The following is an 18,113-nucleotide window of genomic DNA, read 5'->3' as shown; positions in this document are numbered from 1 at the left end:
ACATCATTTCGAGGAGAAGGACAATATGACGACCTACATTCACGAACGAGCACAGGCGGTCATTGCGGGTGCGGCCGTTGGTGACGCGCTTGGAGGAGCTACAGAGGGATGGACGCCACAGCAGATTCGCGAACGGTGGGGAGGTCTTGTCAAGGGAATTGTTGAACCCTATTACCTAGATTGGGAACACGCTCGTCCGATCGCGCCGTATCACAAAGGGGACGGTCACGTCACCGACGATACCCTGATGACCTCCGTCATCATCGACGTGTACGCGAAGACCCGTCGCCACCTCACTGCATATGACATGGCAAGCGAGGTAACTCCACGCCTGATCGGAAACCCAATGTGGATTCCCGAACTTGAAAGTGAGAAACTCCTTTTACAGCGCATATTTCTCGCGGAAAAATGGATTGTTGCGCGACTCCATTATGGGCATGTTGACCCGAGGGAAGCCGGAGTTGGCAACATCGTGAACTGCGGGGCTGCCATGTACATGGCTCCCGTCGGCGTGGTCAACGCCGGGGACCCGCAAGGCGCTTATAACGAAGCCATCGATATGGCCGGTGCCCATCAGTCATCCTATGGACGCGAGGCGGCGGGTGTTTACGCGGGCGCTGTCGCTCATGCGCTCATCCCATCTGCCAATGCGGATGGCGTCCTCGCAACGGCGATTTACCTCGCGCACGACGGGACGAAGACCGCGATTGAAGCGGTCGTTGCCGAAGGGCTGAAATGGCGTGGAAAGGTAACAAAAGACGAGGACATCATTCAGCTCAATAATGCACTTCGTGAGGCGGTGAAGCCTTTCGATACGGTGGGGGATACTTATCGTGAGATGAGTATGGATGCTCGTCGTCCTTCCCGTACGAAGGCCATCGAGGAACTCCCTATCGCATTAGGTCTTGTCGCGGCGTTCGATGGGGACTATAAGAATTGCGTTCTCTCAGCAATCAACTATGGACGCGATGCCGATTCCATCGCAGTCATGGCAGGAGCAATTTGCGCAGCGCTGGGCGGAATCGAACAGGTACCCGATCAATGGATCAACGACATTTCTCTCGCCTCGAATCTTGATCTGCGTGGGCTCGGGAAGACACTTGGCGAGGCAGCTGAGAACATCATGCGTGATGACCACCAACGTTTGGTGAATATCGTGAAAATGAAAGATACCATCCGCACGGGTGGTGCCCGATGAGAATTACCTGGGCTCAGCCGGAAGACCTCGTTGCTCACGAACTGGTGGCACTCGGTGACGAGGGGATTGTCCCGGAGAACATCATCAACGCGTGGCGCGACGCTGGAGGATCACTCATTGCACAGGTCTCTGGAGCAAGTCCGATAGGGGCAGATTGCCACTTACGCGAACTTGCTCGGACGATTTTGCATGAGCTGGATACCCTCGATAATCCGGCGCGTATCGAAGCGGTGTTCGATGCTCCCGATTTCAAGGACGGTGTGAAGTTACGAGAAAACCAGTGGGATACCTATATGGTGCGAGTCCGGGGTGCGTGGTATGGCCGACTCGTCGGATGCGTCAGCGGTAAACCTGTTGAAAAGATTCCTCGGCAGGGGATCCGAGCTATTGCTCAAGCAACGGGAAATTGGCCCATTCACGGCTACTTCACTCAAGAGGGACTCCCCGGTGATATAGCGGAGAGATGGCCGTGGAATCGTCGCTCACGAGTGAATTCGCTAGTTGAAAACATCAACGGCACCCCAGAGGATGACGACATCAACTATCCGCTGCTTGCCCTTGAACTTTTAGAGACGAAAGGGCCTGAATTTACCTCGGATGATGTTGCCCAACTGTGGCTCGATAACCTACCGGCGGGACGAGTATTCACCGCTGAACGCGCTGCGTATCGCAACCTTCTTGATGCGCGGCCCGTACCCGAATGCGGACACCGACTGAATCCCTTCCGCGAATGGATCGGGGCGCTTATTCGTGCTGATGTCTTTGGGTGGACCAATCCGGGCAAACCTCATCGGGCTGCTTACCTTGCGTGGAAAGACGCACGAATTTCGCATTCGCGCAATGGAATTTATGGCGAGATGTGGGCCGCGGCGCTCTGCTCGGCCGCGATGAGTGAGTCAACGATAAGTGAAGCACTCGACGTATCACTCACCGTTATCTCCTCAACAAGCGCGCTGCACGAGGCGGTGACTTTTGGCCGTGAATGCGCTGCATCAACTACTGATTGCGAGGCGGGGCTTGACGCACTGCATGACAGATACGGTCACCATCACTGGGTCCATGTTCTCAACAATGCGGCGACTATCGCGTTTGCACTGGAATTCTCAGGCGGGGACTTCTGGAAGGGGATCCACGCGGGTGTCGCAGCGGGATGGGATACCGATTCGGTTGGAGCCACAATCGGCGGAGTGATCGGTGCCTTCTGTGGACTCAATGGAATTGGAGACGAGTACACGGCTCCGCTGAATAATTCAATCGCAACATCGCTCCCAGGAAAAAATGGGTGCAGCATCGACGACGTTATTGCCAGAACCGTGGCATTAGCGAGGGCGAATAATGACTGATGTTTTCGTGGTTGCACATGGGAACCTCGATGCTCCGCCCCAGTTTCTCGTACGCCAAGACCAGGTGAAAGGGGCTCCGATGCAGAGCTCGCCCGGGGAACATTCAGTGCGGGCTGCGCAGGTTGCCTCGATCGCCGGATCTTTAGCGACGACGCAATACGGCGCATAACCACCCATTCCTCATCTCACTGACGTTCCAGGAAGCTGAACATTATGGCTGATTCATATAGTTTTAATTCTCTGATCCCTCGGCCAATCGATATGCCGACTCCGGTTCCTCTTGCCGAGGAAGCAGACTTATCGATCCTTGACGAGGCAAAAATCCTTGCTGCCCCTGACCATGCAGCGGATCGTGATCGGTGGCGCTCCCAGCTGCGCACATGGCGTGAGGAAGCGCGAGAGCGACTCGGATATTCGGGGGAGTTTTACGAACGTCCCGGTGCTCAGTGGGCTCACTCGGCTTTTGCTGTTTCCCAGGTGTGGATATGGGATGAACTTCTGTTCGACTTTGAGGAGCAGCGCTTCACTCCTGATCGTTTCATCGATGATGCGATTGAAAAATTTGGAGGGCTCGACGCTGTAGTTCTGTGGCATGCCTATCCGATTATCGGACTGGATGAGAGAAATCAGTGGGACTACTACCGGGATATCCCTGGATTTGACGAACTTGTCGATCACTTTCATTCCCGAGGTGTGAAAGTTGCCGTTGACTATAATCCGTGGGACACACAGACCCGACGCGGCGGACCAGACCACGAAGAACTCGCGGCAGTCATCCGGGACTTCGGAATCGATTCGGTGTTTCTCGATACTCTCAAAACCGCTGATTCTGTACTTGTTCAATCATTGGAACGCGCGAACCCGGGGATTGTCCTCGAAGGAGAATCCCGTGTCCTTCTTGAGCGAGTGACAGACCACTCGTCCTCATGGGCTCAGTTCTTTGCTGATTCCCACGTACCCGGAGTGGTCAAAACACACTACTTTGAGCGTCGCCACATGCTTCACCATATCCGGCGCTGGCACCGCGATCACAGTGAAGAACTCCAATCGGCATGGCTCAATGGCGTGGGCATGATGGTGTGGGAAGTGGTGTTCGGAGTGTGGGTTGGGTGGAATCCGCGAGACTGCTCCACAGTGAAATGCATGCTTGCCCTCCAGCGTGGATTGTCAGATTTTCTTCTTGACGGCGAGATGACTCCTCTGGTGACGTTAAGTGACGAGGCAGAGGCTTCTCAGGTGTATGCATTCCGATATGACCTGGGAGAAAACATGCTGTTCGCCCTCGTCAATCGGAGCAAAGAAGATGTCACCCTCGCACCGGTTGAGGTAAAGGATGGACACCGGCAGATCGATATGGTGACAGGCGAGGTGGCCTCCCAAGTCACAGTGACGATTCCCGCACGCTCCATCGGCGCTGTTATCGAACTACCGCGTGAAGCTTCCACGGAACGGTTCATACGCCTTGCCGAGGACGTTGCGCGCATTCCTTACACTGCGAACGACCGTTTCCCCTATAGGCCGGCTCGGAGAGTTAGCCCTGCATCACCCACCCTCAATGCAGCGGATACCAACACCGTGACTGATGAAGAAACGGTGAAAATCGACGCCGGGACGCACCGCTTAACGGTTCGATATCGGGCTCGAGAAACCGGAATCTACGACGAAGCACCGTATGTTGATGAATGGAAACCTCTGGTTCCGCGACTGCACGATCCGAGAACCCTCGAACGAGCGTATGAAGCGGATCACGAGGTCTATGTCTCACGCAGGGAAGTGTCGAATAGAGAATTTTCTGAGTTCCTCAAAGACAGCGGATATCAGCCGATGGTCGAACATCGTTTTGTCCCGCACCTGCGGGAAGCCTCGATGCGCGGCGACGTTGATCCTGATGCTCCAGTGACCTATGTGTCACTCGATGATGCCCGCGCATATTGTCGGTGGAAAGGAGGACGTCTTCCCACGGAAGATGAGTGGCAGCTCGCTGGGGAGAATCGAGATTTTGCTCGGCTTACTCCCGCCGTTTGGAACTGGACCGAGTCGGAACGAAGTGACGGACGTACTCGCTATTGCATTCTCAAGGGCGGTTGCGACTTCTCACTTTCCGAATCTGAGTGGTACTTCGATGGAGGAGTGCGGGATTCGAGATTTTCCGCGAAATATCTCATCCCAGGGTTGGGTCTTTCGCGTTCACGCAGCATTGGTTTCAGAGTCGCATTTGATGGAAAGAATTCATGACTGTTTCACGTCATCAGGAGGAAGGCCCGCTGCACGGGCTCACAGTTATCGACGCGTCCACCCTCTTTGCTGGACCTATGGCAGCAATGCACTTAGGGGACATGGGGGCACGCGTGATTAAGGTTGAACATCCCCGCAAACCAGACCCTTCTCGCGGTCACGGAGCGGCTAAAAACGGAATCAACCTGTGGTGGAAGACCCTCGGACGCAACAAAGAATGCATGACCATTAACCTCAATTCGCTTGAAGGCCGTGAAATCATGCTTCGGTTGGTTGAAAAGGCCGATGTGCTCATTGAAAATTTTCGGCCCGATACCCTTGAACGGTGGAACCTTGCTCCTGACACTTTGCGTGAAGTCAATCCCGGTCTTGTGGTGGCACGAGTGACAGGATTCGGCCAGATTGGACCATATCGGCGTCGTCCCGGCTTCGGTACCCTCGCGGAATCAATGAGCGGATTTGCCGCGATGACAGGTGAAGCTCACGGAAGCCCAACGCTGCCCCCATTTGGACTTGCCGATGGTATTGCCTCGCTTGCCGTCGCCTACGCTGTCATGGTTGCGCTTCGTCACCGTGATGTCACCGGGCGTGGTGGTGACATCGATATGGCGATCATCGAACCGATTCTTGCCATGCTCGGCCCACAGATCACTCGATGGGATCAGCTGCGCGAAGTCCAGCCTCGCACGGGGAATCGGTCGACGAATAATGCGCCGCGGAATATTTATCCCACGGCTGATGATCAGTGGGTTGCGGTCTCAACATCAGCGCAATCAATTGCGGAGCGAGTACTGACTCTTGTTGGGCACCCAGAGGTCATTGACGAGCCGTGGTTTGCAACGGGGAAGGGACGGGCTGAACACGCGGACCTTCTTGATCAGTATGTGGGGCAGTGGATTTCGCAGCGCACACAAAGCGACGTTATTGAGGCGTTTACCCGAGCGCAAGCAGCAATCGCTCCCATCTATGATGCTGAAGATATCGTTGGGGATCCACAGTTCAATGCGCTGGGGACAATTCACACCATCAACGATCCAGACTTCGGTGAGATGGCGATGCAAGGTCCGCTCTTCCGCTTCTCGAATGCACCGGCAACGATTGCGTTCACCGGACGTCCACATGGATGCGACACGAGTGCACTGTTGGATGAACTTGGATATTCCGTCGAAGAGGAAGATGCCTTTCGTCGGGCGGAGATCATCAAATGAATGAGAATCAGATTCCGTTGACGTGGCTCTACGTGCCCGCGAGCCGTCCTGATCGGATGCAGAAGGCACTGGATTCTCCTGCCGATGTTGTCATCGTCGACCTCGAAGATGCGGTTGCCCCGGCATTTAAGAGTGAGGCACGCCGCAACCTTGAATTACTTGAGGAAGTGGAGGACCGAGCCGTCGAGGTGCGCATTAACGCGAACGGTACTCCGTGGCACGATGCCGACGTTCAGGCAGTGTCTGCGCTCCCGAGGAATGTGGGGGTGCGTCTTCCCAAGGCTGAATCTCCTCAGAGTATTCGGTATCTGAGCGAACAGGTGGATTCCCTATCCGGTGGCCCGCGGGATCTCACTTTGCTTCTCGAAAGCGCGGTCGGGGTTGAGCGGGCGTTCGAGCTCGCTACGTCATCACCCAGCATTGTTGCTATAGGTCTCGGGGAATCTGATCTGAGATCCGACACGGGGATTCGTTCCGAACAGGCAATGAACTGGGTGCGATCGCGAGTGGTAATCGCTGCTCGCGCGGCGCAATTGCGACCCGTGGCGATGTCAGTGTTCCCCAATATCTCTAACATCGATGGGCTTATGAGCTCATGTCGATGCGGCGCAGAGCTGGGAATGCTTGGTCGAGCTGCCATTCACCCACGTCAGCTGGAACCGATTCGTCAGGTGTTTACCCCCTCAGATGATGAGGTAGAACGAGCGCGGGAAGTACTTGAGCGTCTTGAGGGAGCGAATCACGTGGGCGAGGGCGTCGCAGTTCTTTCCGATGGCTCATTCATCGACGCTGCGATGATTGATTCGGCTCGGAGGATTCTGGCGATCATTTCGTAACGGGTGGGTTGTCTGGATCGGTGCCGGAGCCTTCAGAGTTTGCCTTTTGGGCATTCCGGCGTCGAGAGAGAAAAACCAGTACCCCACCGGCGCCAAGAGTCCCGAGGCCAACAATGACCACCCATGCGGGAATACCGTTGGCCACGGCGATAATGTGTTGCTCCCATGCGGCGAGGCGTTCTGATCCGACGAGGCCGCCGAGTGGGTTTGAGACGCCGAAGAATACAAGTGCGGCGCCCAGTGCAAAGAAGATGCCACCGGAAACAATGTTGAGCAGCGTTGTGTGACGGCCAAGCAGCGTCACGGGACGAGGACGCAGCCATGCGCGTTGGGAGAGGTTGGCTCCTGTCCAGAGCGCAGCGAGGAGGCCGAGCGGTGCCGCCATGCCGGTGGCATAAAGAACCATGTGGAATCCGGCGGAGAGGGGATCTCCGGAGAATCCCGCAACGAGGAGCACAGCACCGAGGATCGGTCCTGCGCATCCGACCCCCGCAACTCCGTAGGTCATGCCGAGGATGTAGATCGACAGCGGGTGAGCGGTGTCGTTTCGCGCGAAACCTCGGGCCTTGCGTCTGCGGGGCGTGATTTCGACAGCAAGGATCTGAAGGATGCCGAAGACGGCGACACACACTCCGCCGACCCGCATGATCACTGTCATGTGGTCACGCAGGAATGCTCCGGCGGTTCCGGCGGCTGCTCCCATTGGGACAAGCACGGTCAGCAGTCCAAGCCAGAAGATTCCGGTGCGTGCCAGAAGTGTGGTCTTCGAGGTGAAGGCGTAGGCAAAGAATGCGGGGAGCAGCATGATGGAGCACGGAGCGAAGAGTGTGAATACTCCGCCGAGAAATGCTGCAAGAGGTGCAATCGTGTCGATCATCAGTGAGCGCCTGGTCTGTGGTCCGGAGTCAGTGGCCTGAGGGTCTCGCGAGGGGGAGCGGGCCTCGTCGTGTCAGCGGTTTTTCGCACGGGCGGCCTGGTCGAGAACGGTTGCACGTACATCGGGTAGCTCCTTGTAACCGGAGATGAAGCTGTCGCCGATGATGAGGAACGGGGTGCCGGTGACGCCAATGGAGTAGGCGTGCTGCTTGGATGCGGCTACGGCGCTGACGGTGTCCTGAGCATTCATTGTGCGCGTGAAGGCATCAATGTCGGGAACTCCGGCTGTCTTTGCTGCGTCAATGAGCAGATCCTGGGTGTATTCGGGGTGAGTGTTTGGGTCTGCCGGGCCGTAGAGCGCATCGTGGAATTCCCAGAACTTCCCCTGTTTGGCTGCGGCAATGCCGGCTTGAGCTGCCAAGGGTGACGTCGGTGAAACCTGTGCGAGATCGCGCCATTCGACGCGGAGCGTTCCATCGGTGACGAGATCTTCAAGTCCTGGCGCGACTTTCTGAGCGAAAAGTATGCAGTACGGGCAGGAGAAATCCGAGTAAATGACCATGACAACCGGTGCGTCGACCTTTCCGCGTGCCTGTCCGTCCTCGGGGTCGCGATGCGCTTCGGAGCGAATAAATTCGAGAAGTTGCGGGTCGGTTTGCGTGGGAGCGGGAGTGCCCGAGCTCGCGACCGCATCCGGTGATGAGTTGTCGGATTGTGCGTTATTCGTTGCTGGCGCTGATCCGCCGTCACTGGGGGCGGAATTGGTGGCCGCGCTGTCACCGGACTCGGACGCTGTCATTGTTGAAGAATTGAGGACAGAGACGGCGATGACGACGGCAACGGCAATCACGGCAATGAGCGCAAGCAGGAGTGTTGTCATCGTTCGCGCTGATCGCTGCCGTACGGGGGCATCGCTAGCCGGTGGGACGGGTGTGTGATTCTCTGTCATCGTTTCTGGGTGGTCTTCCTCGGTCGGATGTTTCTCGCTGGGTTAGGTTTACCTCTGTTGCCCTAGTGTGGCACGAGGGCGGCTAGCACTCAATCATGTATTGACGAGGACGACTTCGCTCGCGCTCAGATGACCGGCGCACATGATGTTGAGCGTGCGGTGCAACCACTGCGGGTTGAATACTGACAGTGGTCACCGTCGGAGCCAGACCGTATGCTGCGCTGCATATTGCGGGCTGAATGTTGGGGTGAGTGTTTGGTGAATGTGGGAGACAAAAGACGGGGCCGCCGAAGCGACCCCGTATGAATGGACAGGCGCCCTGCCGGTCAGGAAGCGCGGCGCATCCGAGCAGTGGACTTCACGTACTCTCGGCGTTCTTCTTCGGTCATTCCACCCCAGATGCCGTAGGGCTCCTGGGCTGAGAGTGCGTATTCACGGCACTGCTCGATAACTGGGCAGGTCGCGCAGATTGCCTTAGCGTTGGCTGCCCTGCGGCGGCGTGTGGACCCGCGTTCGCCTTCAGGGTGAAAGAAAAGTTCAGTGTCGAGGTCACGGCATGCGCCCTGATATTGCCAATCCCATGCATCAATCATTGGGCCTGGAAGTCGCGAAACATCGGTCATGCGGATCCCTCCCTTCGGATCTGTTGGTGAACTGAGGGGTGGCCCTCAGGACTAACGTGCTCCAGTCTACTGACTTATGCACTAGTTATTCAATGCCCTTTCAAGAATTGCCAGCGTTTTCCCAGGAAAGAGGGGAGTTGCTGAAAAATGTGCGGATTTTCTGTGGAATTATCCACATGGGGTGAACAACTAGTGAACAAGTTTGAGGTTGGTGGTGTCCTCAACTTGCGCAAAGACGACTCCAAAAGTCGCCGAACCGTCTGAGACGAAAGATAATGAAGGAGATATTTGTACGCGTCGAAACGAAGGACGGGACATGCCACGAGCACAGCTCTTCACGGATACTCCTGATACCCCGCTCTCCGTAACGGCGGTTTCCGTCAAACTCGGTATCTCCGCATCAACGTTGCGCACATGGGAACGGCGATATGGCCTCGGACCCGGAGAGAGGCAAGCTGGCAGCCATCGGCGGTATCTACCCGAAGACGTTGCGCGGCTCGCCCGCATGGTCGAACTCATCCGATCAGGCGTGGCCACGTCGGATGCCGCGGCAACAGTGATTGCAAGTTTTCCGAAGAGGCATGAACATTACAGCGATGTCGAGGCTCCGGCTTCGGTTGCCGAACTCATTGAGATTGCTCGTGACCGTAAACATGACATCGTCATGGAATCCCTTGAAGCGGCAGTGCGTGAACATGGTCTCGTCCACACGTGGAGCCGCTTAGTCTCCCCGGCACTTCGCCTCTTGCGGTCATCCCCGGAAGGAGTCCTCCCCGGTGCGGGTGAGATTTCGCGTCTCAAAGCGCGATTTGTGGACGTCCTCGGGGAGGTTCTTGACCATTGTCCTCCCCCTCACGTGGAGCCAGCTCCGCGTGTCATGCTCCTGACTGACCGAGCGCATTCGCTTCCGATGCAGGTCATCGGTGTTGCGCTGGCGTGGTACGGCATGGACGTGAGAATGGTGTCGTCTGAAGATGTGGAGGGCTTCGACACTCGTGCGCGCATCGGTGAGCACATTCATCAGAGAAACCCTGATGTTGCGATCCTCATGGGTGCGGGTGATGCCTGCGAAACGATGCTCATGTCGCTGACGAATGAGTTCGATCTCCAGACTGTCCTCGTCGGCGCCGATAGCCCGGATATTGTGCGGGATCGAGTGCTTCGTGTGCGCACTGTTGCGGCCTGTGTTGAAGAGGTCGTTGCGCTCTTGGCCCCCGGTGCGGACACGCTCCAGGCAGGCAGTCACGACCACCCGTGAGACACCCCACTCGAGACCTTTTCACCGGGCTTTTGATCGAGCCGAGCAGACGATTCGATCTAGACTCACCCTATGGGTGACACTTACGCGAACGATCCATTTGGACTGACCGGCCTGACCTACGATGACGTTCTCCTGCTCCCTGAGCTAACGGACGTTGTTCCTTCCTCCGTTGACACCACGTCTCGTCTGACGCAAAAAATTACCTTGCGCACACCGCTGCTATCTGCGGCGATGGACACGGTGACTGAGGCGCGTATGGCGATTGCGATGGCTCGCCAAGGCGGCATCGGAATCCTGCATCGCAACCTGTCGATCGAGGAACAAGCGGCTCAGGTTCGCCAAGTCAAGCGCTCCGAGTCGGGAATGGTGGAAGATCCCGTCACCGTGGGACCTGACGCAACGATTGAGCAGCTCGATGATCTCTGCGGTCACTACCGCGTCTCAGGACTTCCCGTCGTGGATGCGAACAACAAGCTCCTGGGCATCATTACGAACCGCGATCTGCGTTTCGTCCCTGAGAGTCAATGGGCAACACTGCGTGTTCGTGACTGCATGACTCCTCGGGAACGCCTTGTCGTTGGGCAAGTCGGTGTTTCCCGTGAGGAAGCGAAAGCTCTTCTCGCTGAGCATCGCATTGAAAAACTTCCGATCGTTGACGACAGTGACTGCCTGACCGGTCTGATCACCGTTAAGGACTTCGTCAAGACCGAACAGTATCCGAATGCCACGAAAGACAGCCGCGGGCGCCTCGTTGTCGGAGCGGCTGTGGGCTATTGGGGGGACACCTGGGAGCGTGCCACAGCCCTTGCCGAGGCCGGCGTCGACGTCCTCGTTGTGGATACCGCCAACGGCGGAGCTGCCCTCGCCCTTGACATGATTCGCCGCATCAAAGCCGATCCCGTATTTGACGGTGTCGAAATTATTGGTGGAAATGTGGCAACAACCGAGGGTGCCCAGGCACTCATCGATGCTGGTGTTGACGCGGTGAAAGTTGGTGTCGGACCGGGATCGATCTGCACAACGCGTGTTGTTGCCGGTGTCGGTGTCCCGCAGATTACCGCGATTCATCTCGCGGCGAAGGCGTGCGGCCCCGCGGGGATTCCCCTCATCGCAGACGGTGGCCTCCAGTATTCCGGAGACATCGGTAAGGCCCTCGTTGCCGGTGCCGACACAGTGATGCTCGGTTCGCTCCTGGCAGGCTGTGAGGAGTCTCCCGGTGAAGTTGTTTTCACGAACGGCAAACAGTACAAACGCTACCGCGGCATGGGGTCCCTAGGTGCCATGAGTTCGCGTGGACGCAAGTCCTACTCGAAGGACCGCTACTTCCAGGCTGACGTCAAGAGCGATGACAAGATCGTTCCCGAGGGGATCGAGGGACAGGTTCCTTACACCGGCCAGTTGGCTGCCGTGATCTACCAGCTTGTGGGCGGACTGCACCAGACAATGTTCTACCTGGGGGCGTCAACAATCTCAGAACTCAAGGCCAACGGTCGTTTTGTTCGCATCACCTCTGCGGGTCTGCGCGAATCACACCCGCACGATGTGCAGATGACCAGTGAAGCACCGAACTACCACTCATCTGGAGCCAATAGCAAGTAGTTCTCCCGTTTTCCCGCGGTTATTCTGCGCGTTCATTCGCCAGGGACGAGGACGAGGCGCGCCCTACGCCCACCGCTTGTCGATGTGAGGACCCTCGATCGTTATTGTATTCAACAATAGTGATCGAGGGTCCCATATTGTCTGCGCAGATCGCCAGTAGTCTGAGTGATGGTGAAATCAATCTCATGATCCCGTCTGTTAAACGGGGAAAGGGACGTCGTCCATGCTTATTCTCATCGATCACGCAAACGTTGAATCTATTGAACGGACTCTGGAATACATGCCTATTGATGGCGTGACAACGAATCCGACGATCCTCTACCGCGAGGGCAAGCAACCGCTTGAGGTGCTTCACGCGATCAAAAGCGTGATTCCTGAAGGCGCACAGCTTCACGTCCAGATTGTCTCCGAGCGGGCAGATGACATGGTTGCCGAGGCGCGGGCTCTTCGAGGGGAAATCGGAGGCAACCTGTTCATTAAACTTCCCGTTACCCGTGACGGTTTCGCAGCGATTCCGCGGATCGTTCGCGAAGGCATGCAGGTAACGGCTACGGGTATTCACTCATCGATGCAGGGCTTTATTGCGGCGAAGGCGGGTGCTCGTTACGTGGCTCCCTACGTTAACCGCATGGATAACTACGGTATTGACGGCGTGCGCGTTGCAACGGAGATTCACCGGACGCTCAAGAGCTACGGCATGACCACTGACGTTCTTGCGGCCAGCTTCAAGAATTCCGAGCAGGTCCTCGAATTGGTCCGCCAGGGCGTTGGGGCGATCACGGCAGCGCCTGACGTCTTGGCGGCGCTCATTAAGAATCCGGCAACGGACGCGGCAATTGCCGATCAGAACAGGGACTTCCGTTCGCTCATCGGCGAGAAGCGTTCGTGGTTGGAGCTAATTAACGAACAGTGAGTGGGTTTTCGCTGACCGAAACCGCACCAACAGTGAACGCGTGAATCATCCACTGGGTGTGGTGGTCAGGCAGATCTGCGTCTGACCGCCACACCCGCTGCTATTGCTCACTCATCGGCCAATTCGGATCGATGTGTGCTTCCTTGCCGTTTCGACGCAGGAACTCCATGAAGTTCTCAGCCCATTTGCGGTGTTCAATGACTTGGAATGAGTGAAGCTCCTCGGCTGTCATCGCCGCAAGTTTCGGGTGCTTGTCCACCATAGCGGCGAGCACATCAAGGGTCATCGCAACATCGACTTCCGCGGTGTGAGCGTTGTCGGATGCCCTCACCCCGTAGACCGGAGCCATTGACGTCAGCGTCCGTTTCCCCTTGCGGTACCGGTCGACGCTGCGATCAAGAACAAGAGGATCAATGAGAAGCATCGGAGCCCCGTTGAGGCGTTGGGCGAGGGATGCCAGGCCGTGACGGCGAAGCTCAGCATCAAGAATTGAGACGTCATAGGAGCCGTTGAAAGCAACGACGGGGAACCCTTTCGTCCAATGCGTGACCAAGGCGGCGGTCACCTGTTCGAGTACTTCGTCGATGGGACGACCGTGCGTGCGAGCATGTTCGGTGGTGATGCCGTGAACAGCCGTTGCCTGGGCCGGAATCTCAACTCCCGGATCAGCCAACCACGTTCGTTCCTGATCCGGTCCAACCGGTTGAGCCCCACCGATACGGAGAATGAGGGCGGCTGTGACGATCCGGTCACTGCGAACGGAAATGCCAGTTGTTTCAGTGTCAAAACCAAGCCACGGATCCTGTGTCCACATATTTCTTCCTCTCTCGATACCCCTAGTGTGCCGTCTCCCACCGGCATTTGCGTCCGCTTCCACGGGTCAATGCTCCGATGAAGCGAGGATGATATGTGGAAACAACCGATCCTGACACTGACACACGATAAAATTATCCAATGAGTGACGCAGTAGAAATCGGTCGAGGAAAACGCGGACGACGAGCCTATTCTCTTGACGATATCGCCCTCCTCCCCGCACGCCGCACACGCGACCCCGAAGACGTTAACGTCGGCTGGCAAATCGACGCCTATCACGTTGATATCCCGATTATGGCTGCGCCTATGGATTCCGTGATGAGCCCGGAAACCGCAATCCAATTCGGCAAGCTTGGGGGCATCGGCGTTCTTGACCTCGACGGCCTGTGGACACGATATGAGGACCCGCAGTCAATCCTTGACGACATCGCCAACTTCACTGAAGAAGAAGCAATTGCTCGGCTCCAACACATCTATTCCGAACCGATCAAACCGGAACTCATCACCGCGCGACTCACGCAGCTGCGCGAAGCCGGAGTGGTTGTCGCCGGAAAGCTCTCACCCCAACGCACACAAAAGTATTGGCGTGCCGTTGTCGATGCCGGGGTTGATCTCTTTGTGATTCGTGGATCCGCTGTCTCTGCTGAACACGTGTCATCGCGGCAAGAACCCCTCAACCTCAAGCGCTTTATCTACGAGCTTGACGTTCCCGTCATCGTTGGCGGAGTCTGCACCGACACAGCCGCGCTTCATCTCATGCGCACCGGAGCTGCGGGTGTTCTCGTGGGATTCGGAGGGGGAGCTGCACATTCGACGCGACGTTCCCTTGGGGTGCACGCCCCTATGGCCACGGCAATCGCTGACGTGGCGGCGGCTCGACGTGACTACATGGATGAATCGGGCGGACGCTACGTGCATGTCATTGCTGACGGAGGAATCGGACGCTCGGGTGATCTCACGCGAGCAATCGCCTGTGGGGCAGATGCCGTGATGCTGGGAGCGGCACTGGCTCGCGCAGAAGAAGCTCCCGGACGCGGATGGCACTGGGGATCGGAAGCCACGCATCCTGATATGCCACGAGGACGACGCGTTCATGTGGGAACCACCGGTACGCTCGAACAGATCCTCTACGGGCCTTCGACGCGTGCAGACGGATCATTGAACTTTGTTGGTGCTCTGAAGCGAACAATGGCATCAACGGGGTTCGTTGAGGTTAAGGACCTCCAGAAAGTCCAGGTCGTTGTGTCGCCGTACTCGCCCTCGTAAATGAGGATATTGAGCGGTATAGGCGCGTTGGTGAAAGAGAGGGGAGAGTTACCTGCGTGAGACCGCGGAAACCGCAGCGGCCGAGGCCACGATCCACAGAGCACAGGCCATGAATACACCGGACACGGTGAGAACCTGGAGGAAGGCGACGCCGTCAGTTCCCATGAGTAGGCCGGCGATGAGAACTCCCAGCCCGTGAAAAAGACAGACCGCGGCACCCATCGCAAGGATTGGCCACGCTGCGCGATGCCCCTTGGTCCACGCCTCATCGGAAACGCGGAGTTCTTTCTTACGTAACCCTAGGCGTGACCCGCGCATCAGCGAACCTGATCGCGCCCTCGCAGCTATCACCCCGAAAACAAAGGAACAGATAAAAAATACGACGGCTGCGGCAACTGCAAGCACACTCATTGAACATCCCCGACCTGCGTGGACGGAAGCGAAGCGCGAGAGGCGGGGATGCCGGAACCTTGCACACCCGCAACTGACGATTCGAGCTGCGACACCCAGTCAGCACCCGAGACATCTGATGGCATCCGCCAGTCACCTCGTGGAGACAGTGACCCGCCGGCCATGACCTTCGGACCGTTTGGCAGAGCGGAACGCTTGAACTGCTGAGAGAAGAAACGCCGCAGGAAGAGGGTCTCCCACTTGACGATCTCTCCGAGCGAATACTCAACTTTCTCGGACTCGGGGAAACCGGCTGGCCACAGCCCCTCAGATGCGTCAGACCAGGCTTTTTCGGCGAGGAAGGCGATTTTCGAGGGACGAGCACCGCGGCGAAGCATGTAGAAGAGCGTGAAATCTTGGAGAGCATAGGGGCCGATAATGTCCTGTGTTGACTGCATCTTTTCCCCGTCCCGGGAGGGAACAAGCTCAGGTGAAATCTCTGTGCCAAGGATCGACGTGAGGATCTTTCCGGTGTTCTCAGAAAACTGCCCGGAGGCCACAACCCAGCGGATCAGATGCTGGATCATCGTCTTAGGAACACCGGTGTTGACGGCGTAGTGGCTCATCTGATCGCCAACTCCATACGTGCACCACCCCAGAGCAAGCTCGGACAGGTCACCGGTTCCCAGAACAATCCCCGCGTGATGATTGGCCAGGCGGAACAGATAGTCGGTGCGCAGACCGGCCTGGACATTCTCAAAGGTCACATCGTAAGTGCCCTCACCTGCGGCATAGGGATGTCCCATGTCCGTCAACATCTGCTCGGCAGCGGGCCGAATATCGATCTCATCGAAGGACACACCGAGCGACTGAGCCAGAGCCATCGCATTATTCTTCGTGTGATCCGACGTGGCAAAACCGGGCATCGTGTACGCGAGGATGTCGGTACGAGGACGACCAAGAAGATCCATCGCCCGCGCGGCAACGATGAGCGCGTGAGTGGAATCCAACCCACCGGAAACCCCGATCACCACTTTCGGATTGCCGATTGACCGCAGACGTTGAACAAGACCCGACACCTGGATGTTGTAAGCCTCGTAGCAGTCCTGTTCAAGGGATGCCGGATCAGTGGGAACAAAGGGGAAACGTTCAACCTGTCGTCGCAGACCCAGGTCTGTTCGGGGCGGCTCCAAGCTGATGAGCGCATGATTGATCTCCGCCACGCCAGCCGGTGAGGACTCCTGACCTGCGAGGCGCTCGGCGTTGTCGTGGAATGATCCCTGACGGATGCGTTCAGATCGCAGTCGATCCAGATCAATGTCCGACATCGTGATGACGCGGCCACTGTGGGCGAAGCGCTCGCCCTCGGCAAGGAGATCACCGCACTCGTAAATCATCGTGTGCCCATCCCACGACAAATCCGTTGTGGATTCACCACGGCCCGCGGCGGTGTACAGGTAGGCCGCCCCCAGACGCGCTGACGCGGACTGCACCAGCAGCTTCCGATCCTGTGCTCGCCCCACGGTGATCGGCGAGGCCGAAAGATTGCAGATTACGGTCGCGCCAGACAGTGCCGCAAGGGACGAGGGCGTGACAGGCACCCACATGTCTTCGCAGAGTTCCGGTGAGATGTGCAGCCCGGGGACGTCCTCGACGTCAATGATCTGAGGGCCAAAGGGAACGCACGCTGAGAACGGGTCGGGCGAAATTCCCCACGTCGTTGTGTCGATGATCGCCGGTGTTGCCTTAGTGGGCACAGCAAAGTGGCGACGTTCGTAGAATTCACGGTAGTTCGCAAGATGCTGCTTCGGGGTGATCCCCAGGATCTGACCTCGGTGGATACTGACTGCGCAGTTGTACAGGCGGTTCCCGTGCATGATCGGGGCGCCCACGATGATCACAGGCATCAGCGTGCGCGACGCATCGACGATGGTACGGATTGCCCCGATGACATTGTCAAGGAGGACATCTTGGAGGAGAAGGTCGTCAATGCAGTAGCCGGACACGCTCAGTTCGGGGAAAACAACAAGTGCCGCACCCGCTTGTGAACATTCCTCAGCGACGGAAAGAATTTCCTTGGCGTTCTCGTGTGGCTGCGCCGGATGCACGGGGATAGTGGCTGCTGCAACTCGCGCAAAACCCTGGTCATAGATGGAGTGGAAATTCACTGGTCCTCCTGCACTGTCCTCGGGCAGGCATTCCTCTTGGCCCGTTGGCTCATTTTGCTTTTCATCATCGAATCAGTCTTTACTGCGGGCAGGTGTAATGACCGTGCGCTTCTCCCACTCGTACGGTGGGAGGTCAGGTGAACTTTCTGTCGCAGTGAATGGGATGATCTGGTGTTTGATCAACACGCCGATGGCTTGTGCGTAGCGACGCACCGTCGACAGATGTACATCTGACTGTCCAGACTCGAAGCGTGAGATTGAACCTTGAGTGGTTCCAATAAGTTGTGCAACGTCCTTCTGAGTGAGCCCTTTGGACTCGCGTAGCGTGACGAGCTCGATGATGAGTTGGTCATCTGCTTCGACAAGAGCGCGCGCTAGCTGGTTTTCTGGGCTGTTTGGATCGTCGTCTAAGAGTCCGTAGAGGTCCATTCCTTC

General features: G+C 57.2%; 17 protein-coding genes. 10 read left to right on the top strand and 7 right to left on the bottom strand.

Annotated elements, in window-relative coordinates; translation table 11 throughout:
• Positions 1-25 precede the first annotated feature (25 nt).
• From G7Y41_RS07730 to G7Y41_RS07705, 6 genes are read left to right on the top strand one after another with little or no spacing between them, the layout of a single operon-like run.
• A complete protein-coding gene (locus G7Y41_RS07730; protein ID WP_165316089.1) occupies positions 26-1,198 on the top strand; it encodes an ADP-ribosylglycohydrolase family protein in 1,173 nt (390 codons plus the stop codon).
• Complete coding sequence (locus G7Y41_RS07725) at positions 1,195-2,541, top strand: ADP-ribosylglycohydrolase family protein (protein WP_165316090.1); 1,347 nt, start codon at positions 1,195-1,197, stop codon at positions 2,539-2,541. The genes G7Y41_RS07730 and G7Y41_RS07725 overlap by 4 nt, the downstream gene beginning before the upstream one ends.
• A complete protein-coding gene (locus G7Y41_RS07720; protein ID WP_165316091.1) occupies positions 2,534-2,710 on the top strand; it encodes a hypothetical protein in 177 nt (58 codons plus the stop codon). The genes G7Y41_RS07725 and G7Y41_RS07720 overlap by 8 nt, the downstream gene beginning before the upstream one ends.
• A 44-nt stretch (positions 2,711-2,754) precedes the next feature.
• Positions 2,755-4,776, top strand: a complete 2,022-nt coding sequence (locus tag G7Y41_RS07715; protein ID WP_165316092.1) for a formylglycine-generating enzyme family protein — start codon at positions 2,755-2,757, stop codon at positions 4,774-4,776.
• Complete coding sequence (locus G7Y41_RS07710; RefSeq protein WP_165316093.1) at positions 4,773-5,984, top strand: CaiB/BaiF CoA transferase family protein; 1,212 nt, start codon at positions 4,773-4,775, stop codon at positions 5,982-5,984. Before G7Y41_RS07715 ends, G7Y41_RS07710 begins: the two co-directional genes overlap by 4 nt.
• Entirely contained in the window at positions 5,981-6,820 is an 840-nt protein-coding gene (locus G7Y41_RS07705; protein ID WP_165316094.1) for an HpcH/HpaI aldolase/citrate lyase family protein, read from the top strand. Before G7Y41_RS07710 ends, G7Y41_RS07705 begins: the two co-directional genes overlap by 4 nt.
• Here G7Y41_RS07705 and G7Y41_RS07700 read toward each other — a convergent pair.
• From G7Y41_RS07700 to G7Y41_RS07690, 3 genes are all read right to left on the bottom strand, one after another.
• The gene (locus G7Y41_RS07700; RefSeq protein ID WP_165316095.1) at positions 6,810-7,697 is read right to left on the bottom strand and encodes a cytochrome c biogenesis CcdA family protein; all 888 of its coding nucleotides are present in this window, start codon (positions 7,695-7,697) and stop codon (positions 6,810-6,812) included. The genes G7Y41_RS07705 and G7Y41_RS07700 overlap by 11 nt on opposite strands.
• Positions 7,698-7,769: 72 nt before the next feature.
• Complete coding sequence (locus tag G7Y41_RS07695; protein ID WP_165316096.1) at positions 7,770-8,645, bottom strand: DsbA family protein; 876 nt, start codon at positions 8,643-8,645, stop codon at positions 7,770-7,772.
• Positions 8,646-8,971: 326 nt separating this feature from the next.
• On the bottom strand, positions 8,972-9,268 hold the full coding sequence (locus tag G7Y41_RS07690; RefSeq protein WP_165216343.1) for a WhiB family transcriptional regulator: 297 nt from the start codon (positions 9,266-9,268) through the stop codon (positions 8,972-8,974).
• 316 nt (positions 9,269-9,584) lie between these two features.
• Here G7Y41_RS07690 and G7Y41_RS07685 point away from each other — a divergent pair, with 316 nt between their 5' ends.
• From G7Y41_RS07685 to G7Y41_RS07675, 3 genes are all read left to right on the top strand, one after another.
• Positions 9,585-10,526, top strand: coding sequence for a MerR family transcriptional regulator (locus tag G7Y41_RS07685; RefSeq protein ID WP_165216342.1), 942 nt, complete (start codon positions 9,585-9,587; stop codon positions 10,524-10,526).
• 72 nt (positions 10,527-10,598) lie between these two features.
• Positions 10,599-12,128, top strand: coding sequence for an IMP dehydrogenase (gene guaB, locus G7Y41_RS07680; RefSeq protein ID WP_165216340.1), 1,530 nt, complete (start codon positions 10,599-10,601; stop codon positions 12,126-12,128).
• 223 nt (positions 12,129-12,351) lie between these two features.
• Positions 12,352-13,041 carry a transaldolase family protein gene (locus tag G7Y41_RS07675; RefSeq protein WP_165216335.1) on the top strand — a complete coding sequence of 230 codons (690 nt, stop codon included), beginning with the start codon at positions 12,352-12,354 and terminating at the stop codon, positions 13,039-13,041.
• Positions 13,042-13,141: 100 nt separating this feature from the next.
• Here G7Y41_RS07675 and G7Y41_RS07670 read toward each other — a convergent pair whose 3' ends face one another.
• Positions 13,142-13,855: an exonuclease domain-containing protein gene (locus G7Y41_RS07670; RefSeq protein WP_165316097.1), complete on the bottom strand. Its 714-nt coding sequence runs from the start codon at positions 13,853-13,855 to the stop codon at positions 13,142-13,144.
• Positions 13,856-13,995: 140 nt separating this feature from the next.
• Between G7Y41_RS07670 and G7Y41_RS07665 the strand changes: the two genes are divergently transcribed.
• Entirely contained in the window at positions 13,996-15,120 is a 1,125-nt protein-coding gene (locus G7Y41_RS07665) for a GuaB3 family IMP dehydrogenase-related protein (RefSeq protein ID WP_165316098.1), read from the top strand.
• Between the two features lie 48 nt (positions 15,121-15,168).
• Here G7Y41_RS07665 and G7Y41_RS07660 read toward each other — a convergent pair whose 3' ends face one another.
• The 3 genes from G7Y41_RS07660 to G7Y41_RS07650 form a co-directional block, all read right to left on the bottom strand.
• Positions 15,169-15,531 carry a hypothetical protein gene (locus G7Y41_RS07660; RefSeq protein ID WP_165216325.1) on the bottom strand — a complete coding sequence of 121 codons (363 nt, stop codon included), beginning with the start codon at positions 15,529-15,531 and terminating at the stop codon, positions 15,169-15,171.
• Positions 15,528-17,678, bottom strand: a complete 2,151-nt coding sequence (locus G7Y41_RS07655) for an NAD(+) synthase (RefSeq protein WP_165316099.1) — start codon at positions 17,676-17,678, stop codon at positions 15,528-15,530. Before G7Y41_RS07655 ends, G7Y41_RS07660 begins: the two co-directional genes overlap by 4 nt.
• 72 nt (positions 17,679-17,750) lie before the next feature.
• Positions 17,751-18,107, bottom strand: coding sequence for a helix-turn-helix domain-containing protein (locus tag G7Y41_RS07650; RefSeq protein WP_165316100.1), 357 nt, complete (start codon positions 18,105-18,107; stop codon positions 17,751-17,753).
• Positions 18,108-18,113: the final 6 nt, after the last annotated feature.

This window comes from Schaalia sp. ZJ405 (assembly GCF_011038885.2).
Taxonomy (GTDB): domain Bacteria; phylum Actinomycetota; class Actinomycetes; order Actinomycetales; family Actinomycetaceae; genus Pauljensenia.
The sequence above is the reverse complement of the archived record's forward strand: the minus strand, read 5'-3'. Positions and strand labels throughout refer to the sequence as shown.

Coding starts and splice junctions, on each gene's coding strand:
- G7Y41_RS07730 (WP_165316089.1), top strand. CDS start 26: ATGACGACCTACATTCACGAACGAGCACAGGCGGTCATTGCGGGTGCG.
- G7Y41_RS07725 (WP_165316090.1), top strand. CDS start 1,195: ATGAGAATTACCTGGGCTCAGCCGGAAGACCTCGTTGCTCACGAACTG.
- G7Y41_RS07720 (WP_165316091.1), top strand. CDS start 2,534: ATGACTGATGTTTTCGTGGTTGCACATGGGAACCTCGATGCTCCGCCC.
- G7Y41_RS07715 (WP_165316092.1), top strand. CDS start 2,755: ATGGCTGATTCATATAGTTTTAATTCTCTGATCCCTCGGCCAATCGAT.
- G7Y41_RS07710 (WP_165316093.1), top strand. CDS start 4,773: ATGACTGTTTCACGTCATCAGGAGGAAGGCCCGCTGCACGGGCTCACA.
- G7Y41_RS07705 (WP_165316094.1), top strand. CDS start 5,981: ATGAATGAGAATCAGATTCCGTTGACGTGGCTCTACGTGCCCGCGAGC.
- G7Y41_RS07700 (WP_165316095.1), bottom strand. CDS start 7,697: ATGATCGACACGATTGCACCTCTTGCAGCATTTCTCGGCGGAGTATTC.
- G7Y41_RS07695 (WP_165316096.1), bottom strand. CDS start 8,645: ATGACAGAGAATCACACACCCGTCCCACCGGCTAGCGATGCCCCCGTA.
- G7Y41_RS07690 (WP_165216343.1), bottom strand. CDS start 9,268: ATGACCGATGTTTCGCGACTTCCAGGCCCAATGATTGATGCATGGGAT.
- G7Y41_RS07685 (WP_165216342.1), top strand. CDS start 9,585: ATGCCACGAGCACAGCTCTTCACGGATACTCCTGATACCCCGCTCTCC.
- guaB (WP_165216340.1), top strand. CDS start 10,599: ATGGGTGACACTTACGCGAACGATCCATTTGGACTGACCGGCCTGACC.
- G7Y41_RS07675 (WP_165216335.1), top strand. CDS start 12,352: ATGCTTATTCTCATCGATCACGCAAACGTTGAATCTATTGAACGGACT.
- G7Y41_RS07670 (WP_165316097.1), bottom strand. CDS start 13,855: ATGTGGACACAGGATCCGTGGCTTGGTTTTGACACTGAAACAACTGGC.
- G7Y41_RS07665 (WP_165316098.1), top strand. CDS start 13,996: ATGAGTGACGCAGTAGAAATCGGTCGAGGAAAACGCGGACGACGAGCC.
- G7Y41_RS07660 (WP_165216325.1), bottom strand. CDS start 15,531: ATGAGTGTGCTTGCAGTTGCCGCAGCCGTCGTATTTTTTATCTGTTCC.
- G7Y41_RS07650 (WP_165316100.1), bottom strand. CDS start 18,107: ATGGACCTCTACGGACTCTTAGACGACGATCCAAACAGCCCAGAAAAC.